This window comes from Deinococcus betulae (assembly GCF_020166395.1).
Taxonomy (GTDB): Bacteria; Deinococcota; Deinococci; order Deinococcales; family Deinococcaceae; genus Deinococcus; species Deinococcus betulae.
In genome coordinates this window covers 408,419-427,933 of sequence record NZ_JAIQXU010000001.1, presented here as the reverse complement: position 1 = coordinate 427,933, position 19,515 = coordinate 408,419, and the positions used below count along the sequence as shown (strand labels likewise).

Sequence of the window (19,515 nt, the reverse complement as noted above, 5' to 3'; positions counted from 1 at the left end):
GCCACGTTAGAACAAAGTAGTTTATTTTGTCAACTGGTATCTTTTGCCTTTCGCTTGAATTGTCGGACTATTGGGCAAAAAAGGCAGGGCGCACTGGCCTGTGCAGGTGGTGCGCCCTGTCGAAAGAAGTGCGCTACTTTACAACGATATTGATAATCCGGCCCGGCACATAAATCTCCTTGACGACCGTCTTGCCCTCAACAAAGCGGGCCACGTCGGCGTTGGCTTTGGCGGCGCTCAGGGCCTCTTCAGCGGTGGCGGTCTTGGAGAGCGTGATCTCGCCGCGCACCTTGCCGCTGACCTGCACGCCCAGGGTCACGGTGTCACGGGTGGCGGCCTGCTCGTCCACCGCAGGCCAGCTCTGGGTATGCACGCTGCCTTCGCCGCCGCGTTCGGTCCAGATTTCCTCGGCAATGTGGGGCACCACCGGGGCCAGCATCAGGTTAAACATCTGCAGGGCCTCGGCCCAGGCAGGGGTGCCGAACACCGGGGCGCGCTTGGCCTTGACCAGCGTATTCGTCAGCTCCATCAGGGCGGCGACGATGGTGTTAAAGCTCAGGCGCTCGAAGTCGCCGCTTACTTTTTTCAGGGTGGCGTGAACCGCGTACCGCAGTTCGGCGTCCGTGACCTTCTCGGCGGGGCCAACGGGGTGGTCCTCGAAATACAGGTTCCAGACGCGCCCCAGCCACTTGGCCGGGCCGTTGATGCCCTGCGGGTCCCAGGGCCCGCCCAGTTCCCACGGCGCGATAAACAGCAGATAGGTGCGCACTGTGTCGGCGCCGTATTCCCGCACCAGATCGTCGGGGTCCACCACATTGCCCCGGCTCTTGCTCATCTTCTCGCCGTCCTCGCCCAGGATCATGCCCTGATTGCGCAGCCACGCAAACGGCTCGCTCTGGGTGGTCAGGCCCATGTCGCGCATGACTTTGGTCCAGAAGCGCGAGTACAGCAGGTGCAAAATGGCGTGTTCAATCCCGCCGGTGTACAGGTCCACGGGCAGAAGGCCGGCCTTTTCGGGATCAAAGGGGTAGGTCTCGTTGCCTGGACTCAGGTAGCGGTACATGTACCAGCTGGAATCCACGAAGGTGTCCATGGTGTCGGTGTCGCGCTCGGCGGGGCCGCCGCAGACAGGACAGGTGGCGGCGGTCCAGTCGGTGTTCAGCTTCAGAGGACTCTGACCAGTGGGCGTGAATTCCACGGTCTCGGGCAGGCGCACGGGCAGGTCCTCGGCCGGCACCGGCTGGGCACCGTGTTCGGCGCAGTACACGATGGGAATGGGCGTGCCCCAGTAGCGTTGGCGTGAGACCAGCCAGTCGCGCAGGCGGTAGGTCGTCCGGGCCTTCGCAATCCCGCGTGCCTCCAGTTGCCCGGTGATGGCGGCGATGCTGGCCTTGCCGCCGGGCATGCCGTCAAACTCGCCGGAATTGACGACGGTGCCCTCGCCCGTATAGGCCTCGGTGGCGTCCCTGGTCATCGGCTCGCCGCCGTCCGGGCGAATCACCTCGGCAATGTCCAGACCAAATTTCCTGGCAAAGGCGAAGTCGCGCTCGTCGTGGGCCGGCACCGCCATGATCGAGCCGGTGCCGTAGGTGACCAGCACGTAGTCCGCCACCCAGATCGGCAACTGGTGCCCCGTGACCGGGTGCGTGGCGTAGCTGCCGGTGAATACGCCGGTCTTTTCGCCCTCCTGCTGGCGTTCCACGTCTGTCTTGCGGCCCGCTGCGGTGACGTAAGCCTCCACCTCGGCGCGCTGCTCATCGGTGGTCAGGGCCGAGACCTTGCTGTGTTCGGGGGCCAGGACCAGAAAGGTCGCGCCCATCAGGGTATCGGGGCGGGTGGTAAACACCGTTTCTGGCCCAGCGGGGGTCTGAAAGGTCACCTCGGCGCCCACCGACTTGCCAATCCAGTTGGTCTGCATCAGGCGGACTTTCTCGGGCATGTCGGTGGCCGAGAAGTCCAGCAGTTCGTCGGCGTAATCGGTGATTTTCAGATACCACTGGCTCAGGTTGCGTTTTTCGACCGGGGTGCCGCAGCGCTCGCAGGCGCCGTTCACGACCTGCTCATTGGCCAGCACCGTCTGGTCCTTGGGGCACCAGTTCACCAGGCCGCCCTTCTTGTAGGCCAGGCCGCGCTTGAAGAACTCGGTGAAAAACCACTGGTTCCAGCGGTAATAGTCCGGGTCGCAGGTGGCAAACGAGCGGGTCCAGTCAATCATGGTGCCCATGCGCTGAAACTGCCCGGTCATGTACTTGATGTTGCTGTAGGTCCAGGTGGCCGGGTTGACGTTGTTTTTAATGGCCGCGTTCTCGGCGGGCAGGCCAAAAGCGTCAAAGCCCATCGGGAACAGCACGTTGTAGCCGCGCATCCGCATCCAGCGGGCCCGCGCGTCCGGCGCGACGTTGGCGTACCAGTGCCCGATGTGCAAGTTGCCGCTGGGGTAAGGAAACATGGTCAGGGCGTAATGCTTTTCGCCGGGCGCATCTTCCTGGAAGATGTACAGGCCTGCCTTGGCCCATGTGCCTTGCCACTTGCCTTCTATGGCGTGGGGGTTGTACCGCTCCATGCGCGGCTCCTGAATGTTGATGCTGGCGGTTTCATTGGTCTGGGTCATGAGACAGGGCTCCTTTGAGGGCAAGGGTGACTGAGGGGTGATGGGGGACGTGACTTGTTCCTTCAGCCATCAGCAAAAAAACGCCCCGGCACGCAGCCGGGGACGCTCGAACGTAGCGGTGAGGCTAGTCGAGGCGTCCCCGGCTGAGAAGCGCAGAGCGGATCATGGAGGCAGTTTAGCGCACAAACGGCCTGCTGGCATCGGCCATCTGGCCTTTTTTAACGCATGGGCGTGCCGCCCAGGTTGACCAGCGTGCCCTCGCCCCGGTGTTCGGCGATATACAGGACACGCTCGCGGCCGCTCGTCAGGACAGCCTCGAACTGAATGCCGTCGTCGGGGCGGGTGGACAGGCGGGTAAAGCCCTCCGCTTCCAGCAGCCGGAGCAGCGTTTCGGGCTGCCAGTCGGCGAACAGATACTGCTCGATTCGGGTGTCGCCCCGGCGCACTTCGGCCCGCACGCTGCTTGATTCGGGGCACAGGAGGGTGGCACCGGCAGGGATGGGGGCCACGCCCCAGACCTGGCCCGGCTGCTCGGCGCAGTACAGGGCCCCTCGCCAGCGCGCCCCGGACTGCCACCAGGCGGCCCCAGCCAGCAGGACCATCAGTGTCAGCAAGGGCCCCAGAATACGGCTCTTCACGCGCTCAGGTTAGCCCAGGGCCAGCCGCAGCCACAGGGCCAGCAGCCCCACCAGCAGCACGGGGGGCGTGAGGCGCAGCCCGGCGCGCAGGTAGTCGCCCCAGCTCACGTCCAGGCCGCGCCCGCGCAGCACGTGCAGCCACAGCAGGGTGGCGAGGCTGCCAATGGGCGTCAGCTTGGGGCCGATGTTGGCGCCGACCACGGCGCCGTACACCAGGGCGTCCCGCGCCGCCCCGGTGACGCCGGCCTCTTGCAGGCCCAGGAGGGCAATCAGGAGCGCGGGCAGGTTGTTCAGGCCAGCACTGAGGGCCGCCACGCTGAGCCCGGACGCCAGCACCCCCGCGCCTTCACCCCGCTCGGCCCAGCCGGCCAGCCAGTCGCCGTAGTGACCGCTGAGCCCGGCTTCCCGCAGCCCCGAGACCACGGTGAACATGGCCAGACTGAACATCACCACGTTCCAGGGAGCCGTCCGGACCACCGCGCGGCTGTCCACCTGCCGCCCCAGTGCCGCCACCAGCCACACCCCAGCGGCGCAGGCCCCAACCACCGCGCTGATGGGCATGCCGTGGTCTTCGGCTAGAAAGGCGCCGGCCAGCAAGAAGGGCGCCGCGACCACGCCGGCGCGGCACACAGCCCAGGAGTGAACGGCGCTACGCGGCTCAGGCAGGTCAGCAGGGTCGTAACGCTGGGGGAGCTGCCGGCCATACACCAGCAGCAGGGTCAGGAAACAGGCCAGCACCACCGCCAGGTTGACGGGCACCATCACGTGGGCATAGCCAGAAAACCCCAGCCCAAAGGCGTCGGCGGCCAGCAGGTTGGTCAGATTGCTGATCGTCAGCGGCAGGCTGGCGGCGTCAACCACAAAGCCCACAGCCAGTGCCAGGGCCAGGGTGGCGGCCCGGTTCAGCCTGAGCAGCGCCGCCAGTTCCAGCACGATGGGCGTGAGAATCAGCACGCCGCCGTCGTTGGCAAACAGGGCGGCGACCAGGGCGCTGAGCCCCACCAGCAGGGCCAGCAGCCGCCGGCCACTGCCTCTGCCCCAGTGGGCCACATACAGCGCGCCCAACCGGAACAGGCCGGCCGCGTCCAGCAGCAGGCTCAGGACCATCAGGCCCACCAGGGTCAGCGTGGCGTTCCAGGTGGCCTGCCACAACGCGGGCAGAGCGCTGAGGGGGACCACGCCAGTCAGCAGAGCGGCCAGGGCCCCCAGTGTCGCGGCGCGCGCCGGTCCCAGGCCAGAGGGCCGCCAGATCACCAGACCGACGGTCAGAAGAACAAGCAGCGCGGCCAGCACGCCCGCACTGTAGAGCCTGCGTCATTCACCTCATGCTGGTGGCCGCCGAGCAGCCCGCCTGGGTCTGGGAAAGGCCAGGAAATTCGTTACACTGCCCTCAACATGCGACTTCAATCTCGCCGGGCGCGGTGGTGGCCGCGCGCTCTGCTGGGTCTGGCGGTGCTGGTGGCGGCACTGGTGGGCCTGGTCTACGCCCTGACCGACCACCCCAAAGCTGTGCAGGCGGCTGACCTCACCTGCCCGGCCACCACGCCGACCCTGCAGAGAGGTCAGGCGGTCAAGGTGCTGAGCTGGAACGTGCAGTACCTGGCCGGGCGCGGGTACGTGTTCTTTTACGACACCCTGGCGGGTGACGGTCCCGATACCCGCCCCACCCCCGAAAGCCTGGCACGCACGCTGACCGAGGTGGTGGCCGTGATTCGCCAGGAAAACCCTGACCTGATCCTGCTCCAGGAGCTGGACCGCGACAGCAAGCGCACCGACCACGCCGACCAGCTGGCCCAGCTTCAGGCGCGGCTGGGCGGGGCCTATCCTTGCACGGCCACCGCGTACTATCACCGCGCCGCCTTCGTGCCCCACCCCAGCATCATGGGCGAGGTGGGCCTGAGCCTGGGCACCCTCAGTCGCTTCCGCCTGGCGGGGGCGACCCGGTACGCCCTGCCGCGCATCTGCGGCGATCCAGTGACGGTGGCCTTTAACTTCAAGCGCGCCGTGCTGGGCGTCACCTTGCCTGTTCAGGGCGGCCCGCCCCTGACCGCCTACCAGACGCATATGGACGCCTTTGCCCAGGGCTGCGACACCATGCACAGGCAGGTGGCGGCGGTGGGCGAGTTGCTGGGCGGCACACCAGGCCCCTGGCTGATGGGCGGCGACTTCAACCTGCTGGGCACGGCGGGGGCGTACACGCGCCTGCGCGAGCGGGAACGCGCCTATTTCAATCCTCAGACCGAACTGAAGCCCCTGATGGACGCGTACGAGTCCTTTCCCAGCGAGGCGCAGATTGAGACAGGGGAGGCGAAGTACTACACCCACTTCCCGAACGACCCGGCGGTGGGGCAACCCGACCGCACCATTGACTATTTCTTCTACTCGGCGGGGCTGGCACACACGGGCGACCGCATTCGTCAGGACAGGCCCAAAATCAGCGACCACTTTGCCATGCTGACGACCATACGAGTGCCCTGACAGCGGCGGCCAGTTCGGTTGAGGTGTGCTGTTCGCCCTTCACTTCCGCCTACGGTGCTGCCTCTTTCCATCACGAACTTTGGTTGCCTGAACAGCCATTGAGAGTAGATTCCCCCCAACCGCTCAGGATTCCGCTGTGGGCATCAATTCAGAGGGTTCACCAGCAGTGCCAGTAGGCCCAGTCCCAGCAGAGCCAGTGGGGCCAGGCTGGGTAAGCCCAGGCCTACGCATGTCGCCGTCAGAATGCCAGGGGTCAACCCTGCGCCCAGTTCCAGCTGCATCCGGACACCGGCCCCAGCCGTGGGGCGGCTGCCCCCCAGCCAGTGAAACACGGCGAGGGCCAGCCAGGGCGCCAGTCCCGCACTGAGGGTCAGGGCCAGGTTGGCGCCTGCCAGCAGTGCGCCTACCGCACACACCGCGCCTAGTGTGAGGCCGCTGGGCAGCAGGCTCCACCACAGGGCTTTGGACGCGGGCACCGGGGCTGCTGGTGGAGGCAGCGCTGGTAGCAGCCGCAGCCCGGTGGCCAGACATGGGCCCATCAGGCCAGGCAGCCCGGCGGCCAGGGCCAGACCACCCAGCAGGGTCGGCAGCACCGCCGCTGGAGAGATCAGGAGGGGCAAGGTGGCCCGCCAGAGCAGGATGCGGGCTGGGGTGGGGGCGACAGGCGGCTTTACGGTGCACCGCCGTGCGGGCCGCAGGCCATCGGCATTGACCGCCAGGGGCGGCAGGCCCAGCCGCCGGGTTCCGGCGCGCACGGCCTGCACCTCCAGCTGTCGCAGCAGGCGTGGAGGCAGGGCTGAACGCAGCGTCTGCTTCCAGATGAAGCCGCCAGCGAGAAGCGTCAGGAGCCCGCCGACCATCAGCCCAAGGGGGTGCAGCGCTCCCAGAAGAGGCGGGAGCACCGTGAGCAGCAACCGGACGCGGCGGCTGGCGGTGAGTCGCTGCGCGTGGCTCGCCGCCTGAAGGACCGGCACGGCAGCGGCGAGGCCAGGCAGGGCCGCCGCCACAGGCCACGCTGGAAGACTGACCACCAGCAGGGCCGCGCCGCCCAGAAGCCCTGCACCCAACCAGGGGGCTGCTGTTCGGAGAAGGGGCCAGGCCAGGACCGCCCAGGGCGGCGTGGGCGAACGGAGCCAGCCCAGTTCGGCTGTGGTCAGGGCGACATTCGGGCGGCGGCTGACGAGCACCGCCAGCAGCAGAACCGCGCAGACAATCGGTGTGACCAGCCCCAGAGGAAGCGTGAAGGGTGCAGGCTGGTACAGCTGCCAGAGGCTCAGCAGGGCGACCAGTCCTGCGGCCCCCAGGTAGGCAGCCAGCAGCGGCACCCCACTGGCGCGCTGCGCGGCCCAGGTAAAGCTCCAGGCCCGGCGGGTGGTCAGGTGCTGGGCCGCCCAGACGGCGTGGTGTGAAGCGCCGCTTTTCACGCGCTGTCCAGGCTCAACGTCTGAACATCCATAGTCGCCAGTTCGTCGCCGTGAGTGGTGATGATAAAGGCGCTGCCGGCGCGGGCGGCAGTCTGAATGGCCTCTCGCGTGACCTGCCGCGTGGCACTATCGAGCGTGCCGAACGGTTCGTCCAGCAAGGTCAGCGGCAGGCCCAGGCCCAGCGCGCCGCTCAGGGCCACTTTTTGCCGCGTGCCCTGAGACAGTTCTGTGGGCCAGGCGCCCAGCCAGCGTGTCAGTCCCAGGGCTGCGGCCAGGGTCAGCAGCGGCTGAACGGGCCGGCGCCACAGCGCCGCCGTGAAGTGCAGGCTTTCCTTAGCGGTCAGGTCGTCGGGCAGGGGAGCATGGGTCGGCACCCAGGCCGTGGCGGCGCGGGCGCCCAGACTTCCCGGTGGATGACCCAGCACTTCGGCCCGGCCGGTTGCGGGTAATTCGCCGGCCAGGACACGCAGCAGCGTGGTTTTGCCTGCACCGTTGGGCCCCAGCAGATGGAGCACCTCGCCCCGGTTCAGGGTGAGATGGGGCAGGCACGCCAGCGGGCGGCCCGCTGCCTGAAGGGTCAGATGAGACAGAACGAGGGGCGGGGGTGTCGTGGTCACTTGGGTGGCGGTACGCGGCGGCTGGGCCAACCGTTCCTGCGCTGAAGGCGATTGGTCAACTCCACGTCCGTCAGCCCGATTTTGCTTTTTTCTGGTCAGATTGAACCGCTGGCAAAGATTCGATTGGGGTCAGAGCGGCTGCCCGTTCCACCCTGAGGTCAAGGCACACCCCTCAAGTCCACCTCTGCCGCTGTCTGTTGAGCTCACTTCGTCTCAGGGTGGCTGAGAACTTTTCATCCAAGTCCTCTGGGTTCCGCGATGAGTCTCAGGACTTCACAACGCCAACAAGCGCGGGCAGAGGCGATGATGCCTCTGCCCCTGAACCATCTCCGCCCTTTACTCCTGGCTGGTGATAAACGGCAGGTTGCGGTCAAACTGGGCACGGTCCAGGCCGTAGCCGTAGACGAAGGCGTCGGGGATGGTAAAGCCCAGGTATTCCACCGGAATCTCGACCTTGCGGCGGCTGGGTTTGCTCAGCAGGGCGGCAATCTTGAGGCTCTTGGGGCCGCGCCCTTCAAGGTAGTGCAGCAGGTAATTCATGGTGATGCCGGTGTCCACGATGTCTTCCACCAGCACCACATGGCGGTCACTGATGGGAAACTGGAGGTCTTTGACAATCCGCACCTCGCCGCTGCTCTGCTTGGCGTTGCCGTAAGAACTGGCCTGCAGAAAATCAATGGTGCAGGGGATGTTCAGGGCGCGCACGAGGTCGGTGTGGAACATAAATGCGCCGTTCAGGACACAAATCAGGTGAGGCTCCAGCCCCCGGTAATCCTCACGAATCTTGGCCGCAATTTCCTGAATGCGGGCTTGCAACTGTTCTTGCGTAATCTGGACGGGGCCGTTGCCGGGGGCGAGACTCATACCTGCTCAGGCTAACACGGCCTGCGCGCGCCAGGGAGGGCCGCGCTATCCTCGCCCCCATGACAGGGGCGGCGCAGTGAAGAGTGAAACAACGCTGGATTTTTCGCGTGTGCCGGGGGTGCTGGGCCGCATCGTGGCCGAGCGCGTGGCCGATTACCAGGGGGCTGACCCGGCGCTGGGGGAGCCCCGGCCCGCCGCGCGGCGACTGGAGGCGGCGCTGGCGGCTCCCAGCCTGGCCCTGATTGCCGAAGTCAAACGCGCCAGCCCCAGCCAGGGCGCCATTGCCCCACTGGACCCCTTATCGGCGGCGCTGGCCTACCAGGCGGGCGGCGCGGCGGCCATCAGCGTCCTGACCGAGCCGAGGCATTTCGGCGGCGACGCTCAGGCGCTCCGCGACGTGGTGGGCGGCGTAACTTTGCCCGCCCTGCGCAAGGACTTCGTGGTGCATCCCGCCATGCTGCGCGAGGCCGCCGACTGGGGCGCCTCGGCGGCGCTGCTGATGATCAGTGTGCTGGGTGAGGCCACCGCTGAATTTCTGGAGGGAGCGCATCATCTCGGTCTGGACGCGCTGGTCGAGGTTCATGACGAGCGGGAACTGGACGTGGCGCTGGCCGCTGGCGCGCGCATCATCGGGGTAAACAACCGGGACCTGACCACCCTGCACATTGACCTGGAGGTCAGCCCCCGCCTGATTCGCCGGGCGCGGGAAGCCGGATTTGCGGGTGTGCTGGTCGCTGAGAGTGGGTACCGCACCCCAGCCGACCTGACGGGTGTGCGCGGCCTGGCCGACGCGGTGCTGGTGGGCACCAGTCTGGCGGGCAGCGCGAATCTGGAGCGCGCCGCCCGTGACCTGATGGCCCTGTGATGAGGGCGCTGATGGGATGACGGGGCCGTGACGGCCCCCGCCTCTCTGACCCTGCTGGGCACGGGAGACAGCAAGGGTGTGCCGCGCTTCTGGTGTGCCTGCGACGTGTGTACCGAGGCGCGCGCAGGGGGCGTGAATCGTCGCCGCACGGCCACGCTGCTGCGGGTGGGTGCCCAGAGTGCGCTGCTGGACGCGGGCCCCGATACCCACGCTGCCCTGGCCCGCCTGCCAGCGCTGCTGGTGCCGAGCATGGTGCTGCTGTCTCACGCACACAACGACCATCTGCTAGGCCTGGGTGACCTGCTGGATTACGTGCAGCACGCCGGGGGCACCTTGCCGGTCTATGCCCCGGCCAGCGTGATTTCGGCCATCCGCGAGCGCTTTGGCTACGCCTTCCGGCTGCGGTCGCCCGTGCAGGTCTGGCCCGACGAGGGGGTGCGGATGGGCGGCGTGACCCTGCGCGCCTTCCGCGTGCCGCACGGGGCGAATGGCGAGAGCCACGCCTTTCGGCTCGATGCTCCCGGCTGGGCAGCGGCCATCATGACCGACGCGATTGACGTGCCCGGCGACACGGCCGCCGCGTGGCTGACCGGGCTGGATCTGCTGGTCCTGGGCACGTCCTTTGCCGACGAATCGGCCCAGGATCACAGCGGGCGCAGCGTGTACGACGTGCGTGAAGCCCTGGCCCTGCCCTGGGCGCAGGCCGCCCGGCAGGTCATCCTGACCCACCTGTCGCATGGGGTGGACGCGCGGCAGGTCGCCCATCTGCCGCCCGGCTGGCGCTACGCTCACGACGGCCTGACTGTGCCGCTGCCCTGAGAACAAAAGGATCAGGCCGGCCCTCTACGCAGCAAGGTCTGAGTCTCTGACTGTTCTGAGTTGGGTGTGACAGAAGCGGCAGAGGGCACCGTGGCTATGGAAAGGCAGATTGGTGGGGTATTCAGGCTGGTTTGACAGCAGCATCCAAAGCAACTAATGGTGATGTCTCCCGGCCACTTCAGGAGTCAGCGGCGTGCATAGCATTGAGGAGCGCTTCTGGCTCAGGCGCGGAATTAGCCGCTGTTATCAGACGAGTCGCGTCCACCTCCAACTCGCAAGAAGGAGAACGAGGCTAGACCTGTTCGGCTGGCCTGTCACTTTCTGAGGACCTCAGTCTCACGGCGACGCTCTACACTGGGCGCGCAATGGCCGCTGCCCATCCCCCCCGCTTCCTGCGCTGGCTGATTCTGACGGTCACGGCGCTGGTGCTGCTGGGCATCTGCCTTCAGCCCGAGGTGCGCGCCTTTCTGGTGCGCGCCTACCAGGCCCTGACGAGCAGTGACCCCCAGATGACCCAGGTGTTTGTGTCGGGGCTGGGCTGGGCCGGACCGCTGGCGCTGCTGGCGGGCTTCGTACTTCAGGCCGTGTTGCCGGTGCTGCCGGCGCTGGTCATGATTGCCGTGACAGCGCGCGCTTATGGCCCCGTCGAAGGCTTTTTCATCGTGTACGCCGGCACGCTGCTGGGGGCGGCGGCTGGCTACGGCCTGGGCCGGTTGCTGGGCGATACCCTGGTCCGCACCCTGGCCGGCGAGCGGGCGCGCAAAACCGCCTACGACTTCGCACAGCGCCACGGCACCCAGGGCGTGCTGATGGTGCGTCTGATGCCGGTGCTGTCGGCCGACGTCCTGAATCTGGTGGCGGGCGCGGCCCGCATGGGTTTCCGGCCCTTCATGCTGGCCACGGCGGTGGGGGCGCTGCCAGTCACGGCGCTGGTGGTGTGGCTCTCGGGCAGCAGCGAGCGCCTGGCGTGGGGGGTGGGCCTGCTGTCGGCGGCGGTGGGCCTGGTGGTGCTGGTGCGCTGGTGGCTGGCCCGCCGGGCCGAACCTGAGGCGGCGCGCAGCGAAGCGACTCGGGTAGACTGACCGCACAAAGGTGTCGCCTGTCACAGGCGCGCAGCAGGAGGCTCATGACAGGGAAAAGAGAAGACGCTTCGGCGTCGGCATACGAGCGGGCTGGGGTCAGCATTGACGCCGGGCACCGCGCGGTGGACTTGATGAAAGGCGCCGTGGCGCGCACCCACACCCCCAATGTGCTGGGCGGCTTGGGCGGCTTTGGGGGGCTGTTTCGCGCGGCCTTTGGCGATATGGCCGACCCCGTGCTGGTGGCCAGCACCGACGGCGTGGGCACCAAGACCAAGGTGGCGGTGCGCACGGGCCAGTTTGCCGGGCTGGGCGCCGACATCGTGAACCACTGCGTCAATGACATTCTGGTGCAGGGCGCCCGACCGCTGTTTTTCCTTGATTACGTGGCGATGGGCAAGCTGCACCCCGAGCGGGTGGCCGAGGTCGTGACGGGCGCGGCGCAGGCTTGCGAAGCGCTGGGCGTGGCCCTCCTGGGCGGCGAAACCGCCGAGATGCCCGGCGTGTACGTGGACGGCGAACTGGACATTGTGGGTACCATCGTGGGTGTGGTGGACCGCCCCGCCCTGATTGACGGTCAGCGCATCCAGGTCGGCGACACCGTTCTGGCGCTGCCCAGCAGCGGCCTGCACACCAACGGCTTTTCGCTGGCGCGCCTGGCCCTGGATAGCCTCGACTGGACCGAGGCCCGCGCCGACCTAGGCGGGCAGACGTTGAGCGAGGTGCTGCCTGTGCCTCACCGCGCTTATCTGCCCGCCTACGACGCGCTGGTGGCGGCGGGGGTTGAGGTGCGCGGCATGGCCCATATCACCGGGGGCGGCCTGGTGGACAACCCCCCGCGCGTGTTTCCGCCGGGCATTGGCATGGCGATTGACACCGCCTCGTGGACGGTGCCGCCCGTCTTTGAACTGATTGTGGAGCGCGCCGGCGTGCCCCGTCAGGAAGCCTTTCGCGCGCTGAATATGGGGGTGGGTTTCCTGTTCATCGTGCCTGCCGGGGCGCAGGCGGCGGCCCTGACGGCCCTCACGGCCGCTGGCGAGCAGCCCTGGGTGATTGGCGAGATGGTGGCGGGCCAGGGCGTGAGTTTCCGGGGCAACTCTTGACCAGGCGCCCGGCGTCGTCCCAGCGGCCGCCGACCGGGTTTGCTGCGCCGGACCGGTCCGCGGCCACCGAGTTCTGGGTGGTGCGCCACGGCGAAAGCACCTGGAACGCCGACGGACGCTACCAGGGCCAGGCCGACGTGCCCCTCAGTCATATCGGCATCTTGCAGGCTTCCAGCCTCGCTGAGCGCCTGACCGGCCAGAGCTTTGACGCCGTTTACACCAGCGACCTGACCCGCGCCGCGCGCACTGCCGATCTGGTGGCTGAACGTCTGACCGGCGCGCCGCAGCCGCAGGCCCACCCTGGCCTGCGCGAAATTGACGTGGGCGAGCTGTCGGGCCTGGTGATTGCCGACATCCGCGAGCGCTACCCGGAGTATCTGGCCACGCTGCTGACCAACCCCTGGAGTACCCGGCGCCCCGGCGGCGAGAGCATGGAAGACCTGTATGCCCGCAGCGGCGCGGCCTTTGCCGAACTGCGCGCGCGGCATCCTGGCGGGCGGGTGCTGGTCTTTACCCACGGCGGCGTGGTGCGTGTGGCGGTGGGCCTGGCCCTGGGCGGCGTGCCTGCCAACGCCTGGGCGCGCCTGAGCGTGTCCAACACCTCGCTGACCCGCGTGCTGCTGGGCGAGGGCAGCGGCATGCTGCTGGGCTTTAACGACGACGCCCACCTGGAAAACCTGCTGGACGCCACCGAAGCCGACGACGTGCTGGGCCAGGCGCCGTAAGTCTCCTCCGAACTTTGGGGAAGTCGTTGGCAACAACAGTTTCATTCGGCTGGACTTGGAGAGCTCTGTAAGGCTGCAGGAGCAGAAGCGGGCTGACGGGCGCGGAGTTTGTAATAAATCGGCGCCTTCCCAGGTGGTCAGTGGAATAGACGGAAGCCGTATCACAGCGGAACTCAGCTGGGTGGAGGAAAGAACCCTCCACCGCGTCTCAGGCGAACGAAATGAGAGTTTGGCACAGACAGCGGCGTGGTCGGCATTGCAGGGCGTGAATGGGCCCTCCCGCCCTTGCCCTACACTCTTCTCCATGAGCCTGGCCTTTAGCGGTGAACTCTGGTACTGGCGGGGGCCGGCGCCTCATTACTTCGTGACGGTGCCGCCCGAGGAGTGCGAGGCCATCAAGGCGGCGTCCAAGTTGGTGACCTACGGCTGGGGCATGATTCCGGTGCAGGTCACAGTGGGGCAAACGGTCTGGACGACCTCGCTGTTTCCGCAGGAGGGCCGCTATCTGGTGCCGGTGCGCGCCAATGTTCGCAAAGCGGAAGGTCTGGAGGAAGGCGACACCGTGGAGGTGCAGCTGGACGTGCAAACGGCGCGGCGGCGCAAGGCAGAGGAGCCCCAGGAGGACTGAACTGAGCCGCCTGGGCATAGGGGGTCTCTTCTGGCCGCTGGGTTGTCCGGGCCTGCCTCTTAGTGAGGTCATGCGGCTTGGCTCTGGCGGCTGGCTCACTACCACCTTTGTCTCGCCGCTGCCAGAGCTTTGCTCGCCCTCTGTCCGGGGTTGACCGGAAGCCGCTCCTGTTTGGACTGTGCACACCTCGCACAGACTCGGATTCAGCCGCTTTCGTAAATGGTTGAATCCGAGGGGCCTTGAAAAGCTGAGGAGCAGTGCGAGTGGGAGCAAAACGGGTTCCAGGCGTGGAGTTCGCACAATGGCGTTCTCCCGGTTGGGAAACGACATAGACGGAATTCGTATCAGGCTCAATGGGCTCACTCCATACCCAGTCCCTCCGTCTGCTCCCCTGTGACTCTGTCTTCAGCTGCTGCATCCGCTCAAATGAATATCGTGTTGCCAACGACGAGGTTGGAGTCCATCTCGCCTCCTATCAGATGACACGCCCGGACCCGCTGCTCTAGGGTGAGCCCAGATGACGACCCCTCTGTTCCCCTATTGCCTGGAGACGCCGTGACCGCGCCGCCTGTGGCCTCTGTTCCCCTGCTCACCCGCTACGAGGGAGGCGACCTGCGGGCCCTGGCCCGCGCGGTGACGCTGGCTGAGGCGGGTCTGGACGGCGCGCGGCCCCTGCTGCGCTTTGCCCGGCAGCGTGCGGCTCGGGGTGAGCGGGCGGTGGTGCTGGGCGTGACGGGCAGCCCTGGCAGCGGCAAAAGCACCCTGGTGGACGCCCTGATTACGGCTCTGCGGGCGCGTGGTCAGCGGGTCGCGGTGCTGGCCGTGGACCCCAGCAGCCCCTACAGCGGCGGCGCGATTCTGGGGGACCGCATTCGGATGCTGCGCCACCACGCTGACCCCGGCGTCTTTGTGCGGTCGCTGGCCAGCCGGGGAGCGCTGGGCGGGCTCTCGGCGCGGGCGCCCGGCGTGCTGTCACTGATGGAAGGGGCCGGGTTTGACTGGGTCATTCTGGAAACGGTCGGGGTGGGGCAGAGCGAGGTGGACATTGCCGCCGCCTGCGACCACACGCTCTTGGTGCTGACCCCGGCCGGCGGTGACGGCGTACAGGCTTTCAAGGCGGGCATCATGGAAATTGCCGATGTGATCGCCGTCAACAAGGCCGACCTGCCCGGCGCTGACCGCACCATGCGCGAACTCATGGCGGCGCAGGGCCTGGGCGCCCACGATGCACACACATGGTTTGCCCCGATTCGCAAGACGATCGCTTCCAAAGCAGAAGGCATAGACGCCGTCATTGCCGCTGTGGAGGCCCACCGCACCCACCTGGGCGAGGCCGGTCTGCTGGCCCGCCGCGAGGCCAGGGCCGAATTTGAGGTCAGGACGCTGGTGCAAGAACGCCTGCTCAGCCGCGCCCGTGCCCATGGCGGCGAACTCTATGCCCGCGTGGCGCGCGGTGAACTCGACGCTGACCAGGCTGCCGAGGCCCTGCTGGGGCCAGCATGAAGGCCCGCCGCGCCGCGCCGCTGCTGGCAGGCGCCCTGGTCGTTCAGCGCCTGCTGGAACTGCGTGTGGCCCGCGCCAACGAACGCTGGGCCCGGGAGCGGGGAGCGGTGGAATATGGTCGAGAGCATTACCCGCTGTTTTTCGTGCTGCACCCTGCCTGGCTGCTGGCCCTGCTGCTGGAGGGGCGCCGCAATGGGGGCCGAGTCAACGGGGTGGCTCTGGCGCTGCTGTTGCTGGCCCAGCCGCTGCGGTATTGGGTGATTCGCACCCTGGGGCGCTACTGGAACACCCGCATCCTGATTGTGCCGGGCGGCGAGCGCGTGACCGCTGGGCCCTTCCGTTACCTCAAACACCCCAATTATGCGGTCGTGGCCCTGGAACTCGCGGCGGCGCCCCTCGCGGTGGGCGCTTGGCGCACTGCGCTGGCGTTTACCCTCCTGAACGCGGCCCTGCTGCTGGGCATCCGCATTCCGGCGGAGGAGCGGGCGCTGCGGACTTATCTGGAGCGGGAAGGTCAAGCAATGCCAGAAGGCCCCGCTGCTGGGGCCTCCTGACAACCCAGAGGGCGTGCGAGCTCGACTTCAATCATCTGCAAAGACGCTTGAAGTCGAGCAGCAGAGCGAATGGGTGCCGAGCGGCTCTCCAATCATCCAATGAACTGGGCCGGCGACCTGCCAACCTATCTGCGAACCAGACTGAAACCGCTTCAAAAACTTTTCACTTAAGGAAGCTGTTCGGCACGCCTTTTCCACCCACCAATGCCCACTTCCCGAACTCTGTCCTTAGTCCACCTGTGGGAAGCGGCGCTCGAACACCAGACCGCGTGGTGTGTCGGCCAGCAACACCGGCACCAGCAGCGGCACGCCCTGGAGTTCCAGGCGGGCGCGGGCAGGACCGTTGGTGCGCTCCACAGCGGCGGCCACGGCGCGCACCTGCCAGCCCAGATGTTCTGCACTCAGCAGGGCCTGCAATTCGGCGTGGGCGTCGCTCAGCTCGGCTGTGACCAGGGCGGCGGTGGGTACGCCGCGTATGTCCTGAAGTTGAGGGACGTCGTGTAGGCCGCGTACCGGGTCAAAGTGCACCAGGTAAGTCCCGCGCAGCGACGAAGCGGCCTGGGCCAGCGCCTCGGCGCCGGGCAGCGCCACCAGAATGTCCACGTCGGGCAGCCTCGCGCTGAAGTATTCCGCCACCGCCTGTACCGCCGCGCCCGGCAGGTCCAGCAGCCGCGCCCGCATGTCCTCCGCGCTGGGCAGGACACTGGCGATGGCGTTGCGGAAGACATCGGGCATGGCCAGAGTTTAATGAATCCCCTCTTCCACAACTGTCACATTCCTGTGACAGAACGCCTGATGCCTAGATGAACGACTGGGGCGCAGCACAGGCCAGATGTCCTGGGCTTCCCAGGAGTACCCTGGCGGCGATGCAGGCCACCCTCCCCGCCGCCCGGCACGCCGCCGCCATCGCGCTGGCAGTGACCGCCGGGCACTTCATCAATGACGCTTACGGCGCCATGCTGACGCCTCTGACGCCCGCTCTGCAAGCCAAATACGGCGTGAGCATCGCTGCCGTGACCTTTCTGTCTAGCGTGTATTCGCTGACCAGCTCGGTGTTGCAGCCGCTGCTGGGCATTCTGGGTGAGCGCCTGGACCGCCGCTACGCCGCCGCCCTGGGACCGCTGATGACTGGGCTGGGCCTGACCCTGATGGGCTTTATGCCGTGGTTCGGGGCGCTGGTGCTGCTGGTGGCGGTGGCTGGATTTGGCAGCGGCTTTTTTCATCCGGCGGGCGCGGCGTACGTGGCGCAGCACAGCCCCCCAGACAAACGCGGCCTGTGGGCCAGCCTGTTCAGCGCGGGTGGCACCGCCGGCATGGCCCTGGGGCCGGTCTTTGCCGGGGTGGGCCTGACCCACCTGCCCTGGTTTGCCCTGATTGGGGCGGCGGTGGCGGCCCTGACCTTTGCGGTGACGCCCGCGGGCGTCCAGAAGGCCCGGCGCGTGTCGCTGGCTGAGTACGCCGGAATCTTCCGGGGGCCGCTGGCGTGGCTGTGGGGCATGGCGGTGCTGCGGTCCCTGGCCAGCATGGGCTACAACGCCATGCTGCCGTTCATGCTGCTGGAACGCGGCTACGGCGCGCGTGAGGTAGGACTGACCCTGGCCACCTTCGCCGTAGCCAGCGCTGTGGGCGGCATTGTCGGCGGGCGCCTGAGTGACCGGCACGGACGGGTGCCTGTTCTGCGTGGCGCCATCATCAGCACCATTCCGCTGTTTGCGCTGCTGATTCTGTCCAGCCCGGCCAACTGGTGGTTCTATCCCCTGACCTTCGTGGTGGGCGCGGCGGTCAATGCCAGCATTCCGGTGGGCGTGGTGGCCGCGCAGGAATATGCGCCGGGCCACGTGGCTGTGGCCAGCTCGGTCATGATGGGGTTTTCCTGGGGCTTTGCCGGGCTGCTGCTGTTTCTGGTGGGCGCCCTGGCCGATGTCACGGCCCCCACCACGGCGGCGCTGGTCAGCCTGGCCTTGTTAGTTCCCAGCGCCCTGATTGCGGCCCGCCTACCCGAGCCCGCCAGAGGAGAGTTGCGTTAGGGCGAGGGACTCAGAGACGGATTCCCGGCGTTTCGTCATTCTCTCGGGGCTGTTCCAGGGGATTGGCGAAACGTCCATCATTCCGCTGTAGTGTCTTCTGGCTTCGCTCTTCCGCGCTGCTGTCAGCGTGCCAATGAAGGGGCTGGTGTGCTTCAGTCATCCTCCGCTGTTTGAGGAAGAGGCTAGGGACTGGGACGAGTTCATGGACACTGCGACGGAACCTTGCGCTGCTGTGCCCCGCTGCTCGCCTCCTGGTCTACTCTTCAGGCAGGCTGCTGCTGGGCGGGCTGCACGGCCTCCATGACCAGTCCCAGGGCGCGGCGGCGCAGGGCTGGGTCTGGAATATTCATGGTCAGCATCAGTTCGTCGGCAGCGGTGCCCTCGGCCAGGGCCAGCAGGCGCGTGGCCACTGCCGCCGGGTCGCCGATGATGGTGCGGCGGCGCAGGCCATCAGCCACCGCCCACTCCTGCGGCGTGTAGGGATAAGCCTGGGCTTCCTCCACCGTAGGAAACGGGGCGATTTCGCCGCGCGTCAGGCGCAGGAACATCAGGCCCAGGGGCAAGCTCAGTTCCTCAGCTTCGGCGGTGGTGGGCGCGCAGACCACGCCGGCCGCCACCAGCACGCGCGGCGCGGCAAAGGCCGCCGAAGGGACAAACGACGCGCGGTACAGGTCGGCCGCCGCGCGGGCCTGCGCCGTGTCGGGGTTGATGTGCCAGGCAAACGCCAGCCCCTGCCCGGTCTGGGCCGCCACCCGCGCGCCGTACCCGCTGCTGCTCAGCAGCCACAGCGGCGGAAACAGCCCCTCGCCCGCCGGGGCCGCCACCGTGCCTGCAAACGGGTGCCCAGCTGGATAGGTGCCTGTCCCGAACGCCAGCAGTTCGGCCAGTTGCCGCTCAAAGGGTTCCTCGGCATTGGCGCCGCGCAGGGCGCGCGCGGTGCGGCCATCGGTGCCTGGGGCGCGGCCCAGGCCCAGGTCCACCCGGCCGGGGGCCAGGGCCGAGAGCAGCCGGTAGCCTTCTGCCACTGCCAGGGGCGCATGATTGGGCAGCATCACGCCGCCCGAGCCCAGGCGAATGGTTGTCGTGCGTTGCGAGGCAGCGGCCAGCACGGCTAGCGGCACGCTGGATGCCAGCGCCGCCATGTTGTGGTGTTCGGCCACCCAGTAGCGCAGGTAGCCCAGCCGCTCGGCTTCCTGGGCCAATGCCAGGGCGTCCTCAAGCGCCTGCGCCGCCGAGGTTCCTGAAGGCACCGGCACCAGATCAAGCACAGACAGAGGCAGGGGAGAAGAGGTCATGGGGCCGAGTGTGCGCCGCAGGGCCGCAGGAAATGGCGCGTCTGGTTACGGTCAGATGGGACTGCGGCTGAAGGCAGACAATGGGCGAGGCGGCGCTAGACCCTGAACAAGCCGGGCAACGTGGCCAGGGTGAGGCCAGGCGTTCAGTTCGGCGGCGCTTTGCCTGCGCCAGAACGCGGATGGTATGAGCAGGCAGCCCCTTTGGGCTTTGACCATGCTGATTGTCATTGCGGGCGCCTCTGGGTCGGGAAAAACCACCCTGCTGCCTCTTCGGAAGTCATTGGT

At 67.4% G+C, this 19,515-nt stretch carries 18 protein-coding genes; 10 read left to right on the top strand and 8 right to left on the bottom strand.

What is annotated here, in order from left to right:
* Nucleotides 1–133: 133 nt before the first annotated feature.
* The 3 genes from leuS to arsB all read right to left on the bottom strand — a co-directional run bounded on the left by leuS (nucleotide 134) and on the right by arsB (nucleotide 4,542).
* The gene (gene leuS, locus K7W42_RS01990) at nucleotides 134–2,611 is read right to left on the bottom strand and encodes a leucine--tRNA ligase (RefSeq protein ID WP_224571760.1); all 2,478 of its coding nucleotides are present in this window, start codon (nucleotides 2,609–2,611) and stop codon (nucleotides 134–136) included.
* A 218-nt stretch (nucleotides 2,612–2,829) separates the two neighbouring features.
* Nucleotides 2,830–3,249, bottom strand: a complete 420-nt coding sequence (locus tag K7W42_RS01985) for a hypothetical protein (RefSeq protein WP_224571759.1) — start codon at nucleotides 3,247–3,249, stop codon at nucleotides 2,830–2,832.
* A gap of 9 nt (nucleotides 3,250–3,258) precedes the next feature.
* Complete coding sequence (arsB, locus tag K7W42_RS01980; RefSeq protein ID WP_224571758.1) at nucleotides 3,259–4,542, bottom strand: arsenical efflux pump membrane protein ArsB; 1,284 nt, start codon at nucleotides 4,540–4,542, stop codon at nucleotides 3,259–3,261.
* Between the two features lie 102 nt (nucleotides 4,543–4,644).
* Between arsB and K7W42_RS01975 the strand changes: the two genes are divergently transcribed.
* Complete coding sequence (locus tag K7W42_RS01975; RefSeq protein WP_224571757.1) at nucleotides 4,645–5,727, top strand: endonuclease/exonuclease/phosphatase family protein; 1,083 nt, start codon at nucleotides 4,645–4,647, stop codon at nucleotides 5,725–5,727.
* Between the two features lie 143 nt (nucleotides 5,728–5,870).
* Here the strand turns inward: K7W42_RS01975 and K7W42_RS01970 are convergent, their stop codons facing one another.
* From K7W42_RS01970 to hpt, 3 genes are all read right to left on the bottom strand, one after another.
* Complete coding sequence (locus K7W42_RS01970) at nucleotides 5,871–7,151, bottom strand: hypothetical protein (protein WP_224571756.1); 1,281 nt, start codon at nucleotides 7,149–7,151, stop codon at nucleotides 5,871–5,873.
* The gene (locus K7W42_RS01965) at nucleotides 7,148–7,768 is read right to left on the bottom strand and encodes an ABC transporter ATP-binding protein (RefSeq protein WP_224571754.1); all 621 of its coding nucleotides are present in this window, start codon (nucleotides 7,766–7,768) and stop codon (nucleotides 7,148–7,150) included. Before K7W42_RS01965 ends, K7W42_RS01970 begins: the two co-directional genes overlap by 4 nt.
* Nucleotides 7,769–8,104: 336 nt before the next feature.
* Nucleotides 8,105–8,632: a hypoxanthine phosphoribosyltransferase gene (hpt, locus tag K7W42_RS01960; RefSeq protein ID WP_157458149.1), complete on the bottom strand. Its 528-nt coding sequence runs from the start codon at nucleotides 8,630–8,632 to the stop codon at nucleotides 8,105–8,107.
* Nucleotides 8,633–8,708: 76 nt separating this feature from the next.
* Here hpt and trpC point away from each other — a divergent pair, with 76 nt between their 5' ends.
* From trpC to K7W42_RS01920, 8 genes are all read left to right on the top strand, one after another.
* Nucleotides 8,709–9,497 carry an indole-3-glycerol phosphate synthase TrpC gene (gene trpC, locus K7W42_RS01955; protein ID WP_224571751.1) on the top strand — a complete coding sequence of 263 codons (789 nt, stop codon included), beginning with the start codon at nucleotides 8,709–8,711 and terminating at the stop codon, nucleotides 9,495–9,497.
* A gap of 27 nt (nucleotides 9,498–9,524) precedes the next feature.
* Nucleotides 9,525–10,316 (top strand): MBL fold metallo-hydrolase, encoded by a 792-nt coding sequence (locus tag K7W42_RS01950; RefSeq protein ID WP_224571748.1) that lies wholly within the window; start codon nucleotides 9,525–9,527, stop codon nucleotides 10,314–10,316.
* Between the two features lie 365 nt (nucleotides 10,317–10,681).
* A complete protein-coding gene (locus K7W42_RS01945) occupies nucleotides 10,682–11,398 on the top strand; it encodes a TVP38/TMEM64 family protein (protein ID WP_224571746.1) in 717 nt (238 codons plus the stop codon).
* A 44-nt stretch (nucleotides 11,399–11,442) separates the two neighbouring features.
* Nucleotides 11,443–12,498 (top strand): phosphoribosylformylglycinamidine cyclo-ligase, encoded by a 1,056-nt coding sequence (purM, locus tag K7W42_RS01940; protein ID WP_224571744.1) that lies wholly within the window; start codon nucleotides 11,443–11,445, stop codon nucleotides 12,496–12,498.
* Nucleotides 12,495–13,223 carry a histidine phosphatase family protein gene (locus K7W42_RS01935; protein WP_224571742.1) on the top strand — a complete coding sequence of 243 codons (729 nt, stop codon included), beginning with the start codon at nucleotides 12,495–12,497 and terminating at the stop codon, nucleotides 13,221–13,223. The genes purM and K7W42_RS01935 overlap by 4 nt, the downstream gene beginning before the upstream one ends.
* Nucleotides 13,224–13,527: 304 nt before the next feature.
* A complete protein-coding gene (locus tag K7W42_RS01930) occupies nucleotides 13,528–13,851 on the top strand; it encodes a DUF1905 domain-containing protein (protein ID WP_224571740.1) in 324 nt (107 codons plus the stop codon).
* 555 nt (nucleotides 13,852–14,406) lie between these two features.
* Nucleotides 14,407–15,354, top strand: coding sequence for a methylmalonyl Co-A mutase-associated GTPase MeaB (gene meaB, locus K7W42_RS01925; protein ID WP_224571738.1), 948 nt, complete (start codon nucleotides 14,407–14,409; stop codon nucleotides 15,352–15,354).
* Complete coding sequence (locus K7W42_RS01920) at nucleotides 15,351–15,908, top strand: isoprenylcysteine carboxyl methyltransferase family protein (protein ID WP_224571736.1); 558 nt, start codon at nucleotides 15,351–15,353, stop codon at nucleotides 15,906–15,908. The genes meaB and K7W42_RS01920 overlap by 4 nt, the downstream gene beginning before the upstream one ends.
* A gap of 228 nt (nucleotides 15,909–16,136) precedes the next feature.
* On the opposite strand, the gene K7W42_RS01915 is transcribed toward K7W42_RS01920, so the two are convergent.
* On the bottom strand, nucleotides 16,137–16,643 hold the full coding sequence (locus K7W42_RS01915) for a hypothetical protein (RefSeq protein WP_224571734.1): 507 nt from the start codon (nucleotides 16,641–16,643) through the stop codon (nucleotides 16,137–16,139).
* 131 nt (nucleotides 16,644–16,774) lie between these two features.
* Between K7W42_RS01915 and K7W42_RS01910 the strand changes: the two genes are divergently transcribed.
* Entirely contained in the window at nucleotides 16,775–17,935 is a 1,161-nt protein-coding gene (locus tag K7W42_RS01910; RefSeq protein WP_224571732.1) for an MFS transporter, read from the top strand.
* 263 nt (nucleotides 17,936–18,198) lie between these two features.
* Here the strand turns inward: K7W42_RS01910 and K7W42_RS01905 are convergent, their stop codons facing one another.
* Nucleotides 18,199–19,230 carry an LLM class flavin-dependent oxidoreductase gene (locus K7W42_RS01905; protein ID WP_224571730.1) on the bottom strand — a complete coding sequence of 344 codons (1,032 nt, stop codon included), beginning with the start codon at nucleotides 19,228–19,230 and terminating at the stop codon, nucleotides 18,199–18,201.
* Between the last annotated feature and the right edge of the window lie 285 nt (nucleotides 19,231–19,515).

Coding starts and splice junctions, on each gene's coding strand:
- K7W42_RS01905 (WP_224571730.1), bottom strand. CDS start 19,230: ATGACCTCTTCTCCCCTGCCTCTGTCTGTGCTTGATCTGGTGCCGGTG.
- purM (WP_224571744.1), top strand. CDS start 11,443: ATGACAGGGAAAAGAGAAGACGCTTCGGCGTCGGCATACGAGCGGGCT.
- K7W42_RS01930 (WP_224571740.1), top strand. CDS start 13,528: ATGAGCCTGGCCTTTAGCGGTGAACTCTGGTACTGGCGGGGGCCGGCG.
- K7W42_RS01975 (WP_224571757.1), top strand. CDS start 4,645: ATGCGACTTCAATCTCGCCGGGCGCGGTGGTGGCCGCGCGCTCTGCTG.
- K7W42_RS01910 (WP_224571732.1), top strand. CDS start 16,775: ATGCAGGCCACCCTCCCCGCCGCCCGGCACGCCGCCGCCATCGCGCTG.
- leuS (WP_224571760.1), bottom strand. CDS start 2,611: ATGACCCAGACCAATGAAACCGCCAGCATCAACATTCAGGAGCCGCGC.
- hpt (WP_157458149.1), bottom strand. CDS start 8,632: ATGAGTCTCGCCCCCGGCAACGGCCCCGTCCAGATTACGCAAGAACAG.
- K7W42_RS01915 (WP_224571734.1), bottom strand. CDS start 16,643: ATGCCCGATGTCTTCCGCAACGCCATCGCCAGTGTCCTGCCCAGCGCG.
- K7W42_RS01945 (WP_224571746.1), top strand. CDS start 10,682: ATGGCCGCTGCCCATCCCCCCCGCTTCCTGCGCTGGCTGATTCTGACG.
- K7W42_RS01920 (WP_224571736.1), top strand. CDS start 15,351: ATGAAGGCCCGCCGCGCCGCGCCGCTGCTGGCAGGCGCCCTGGTCGTT.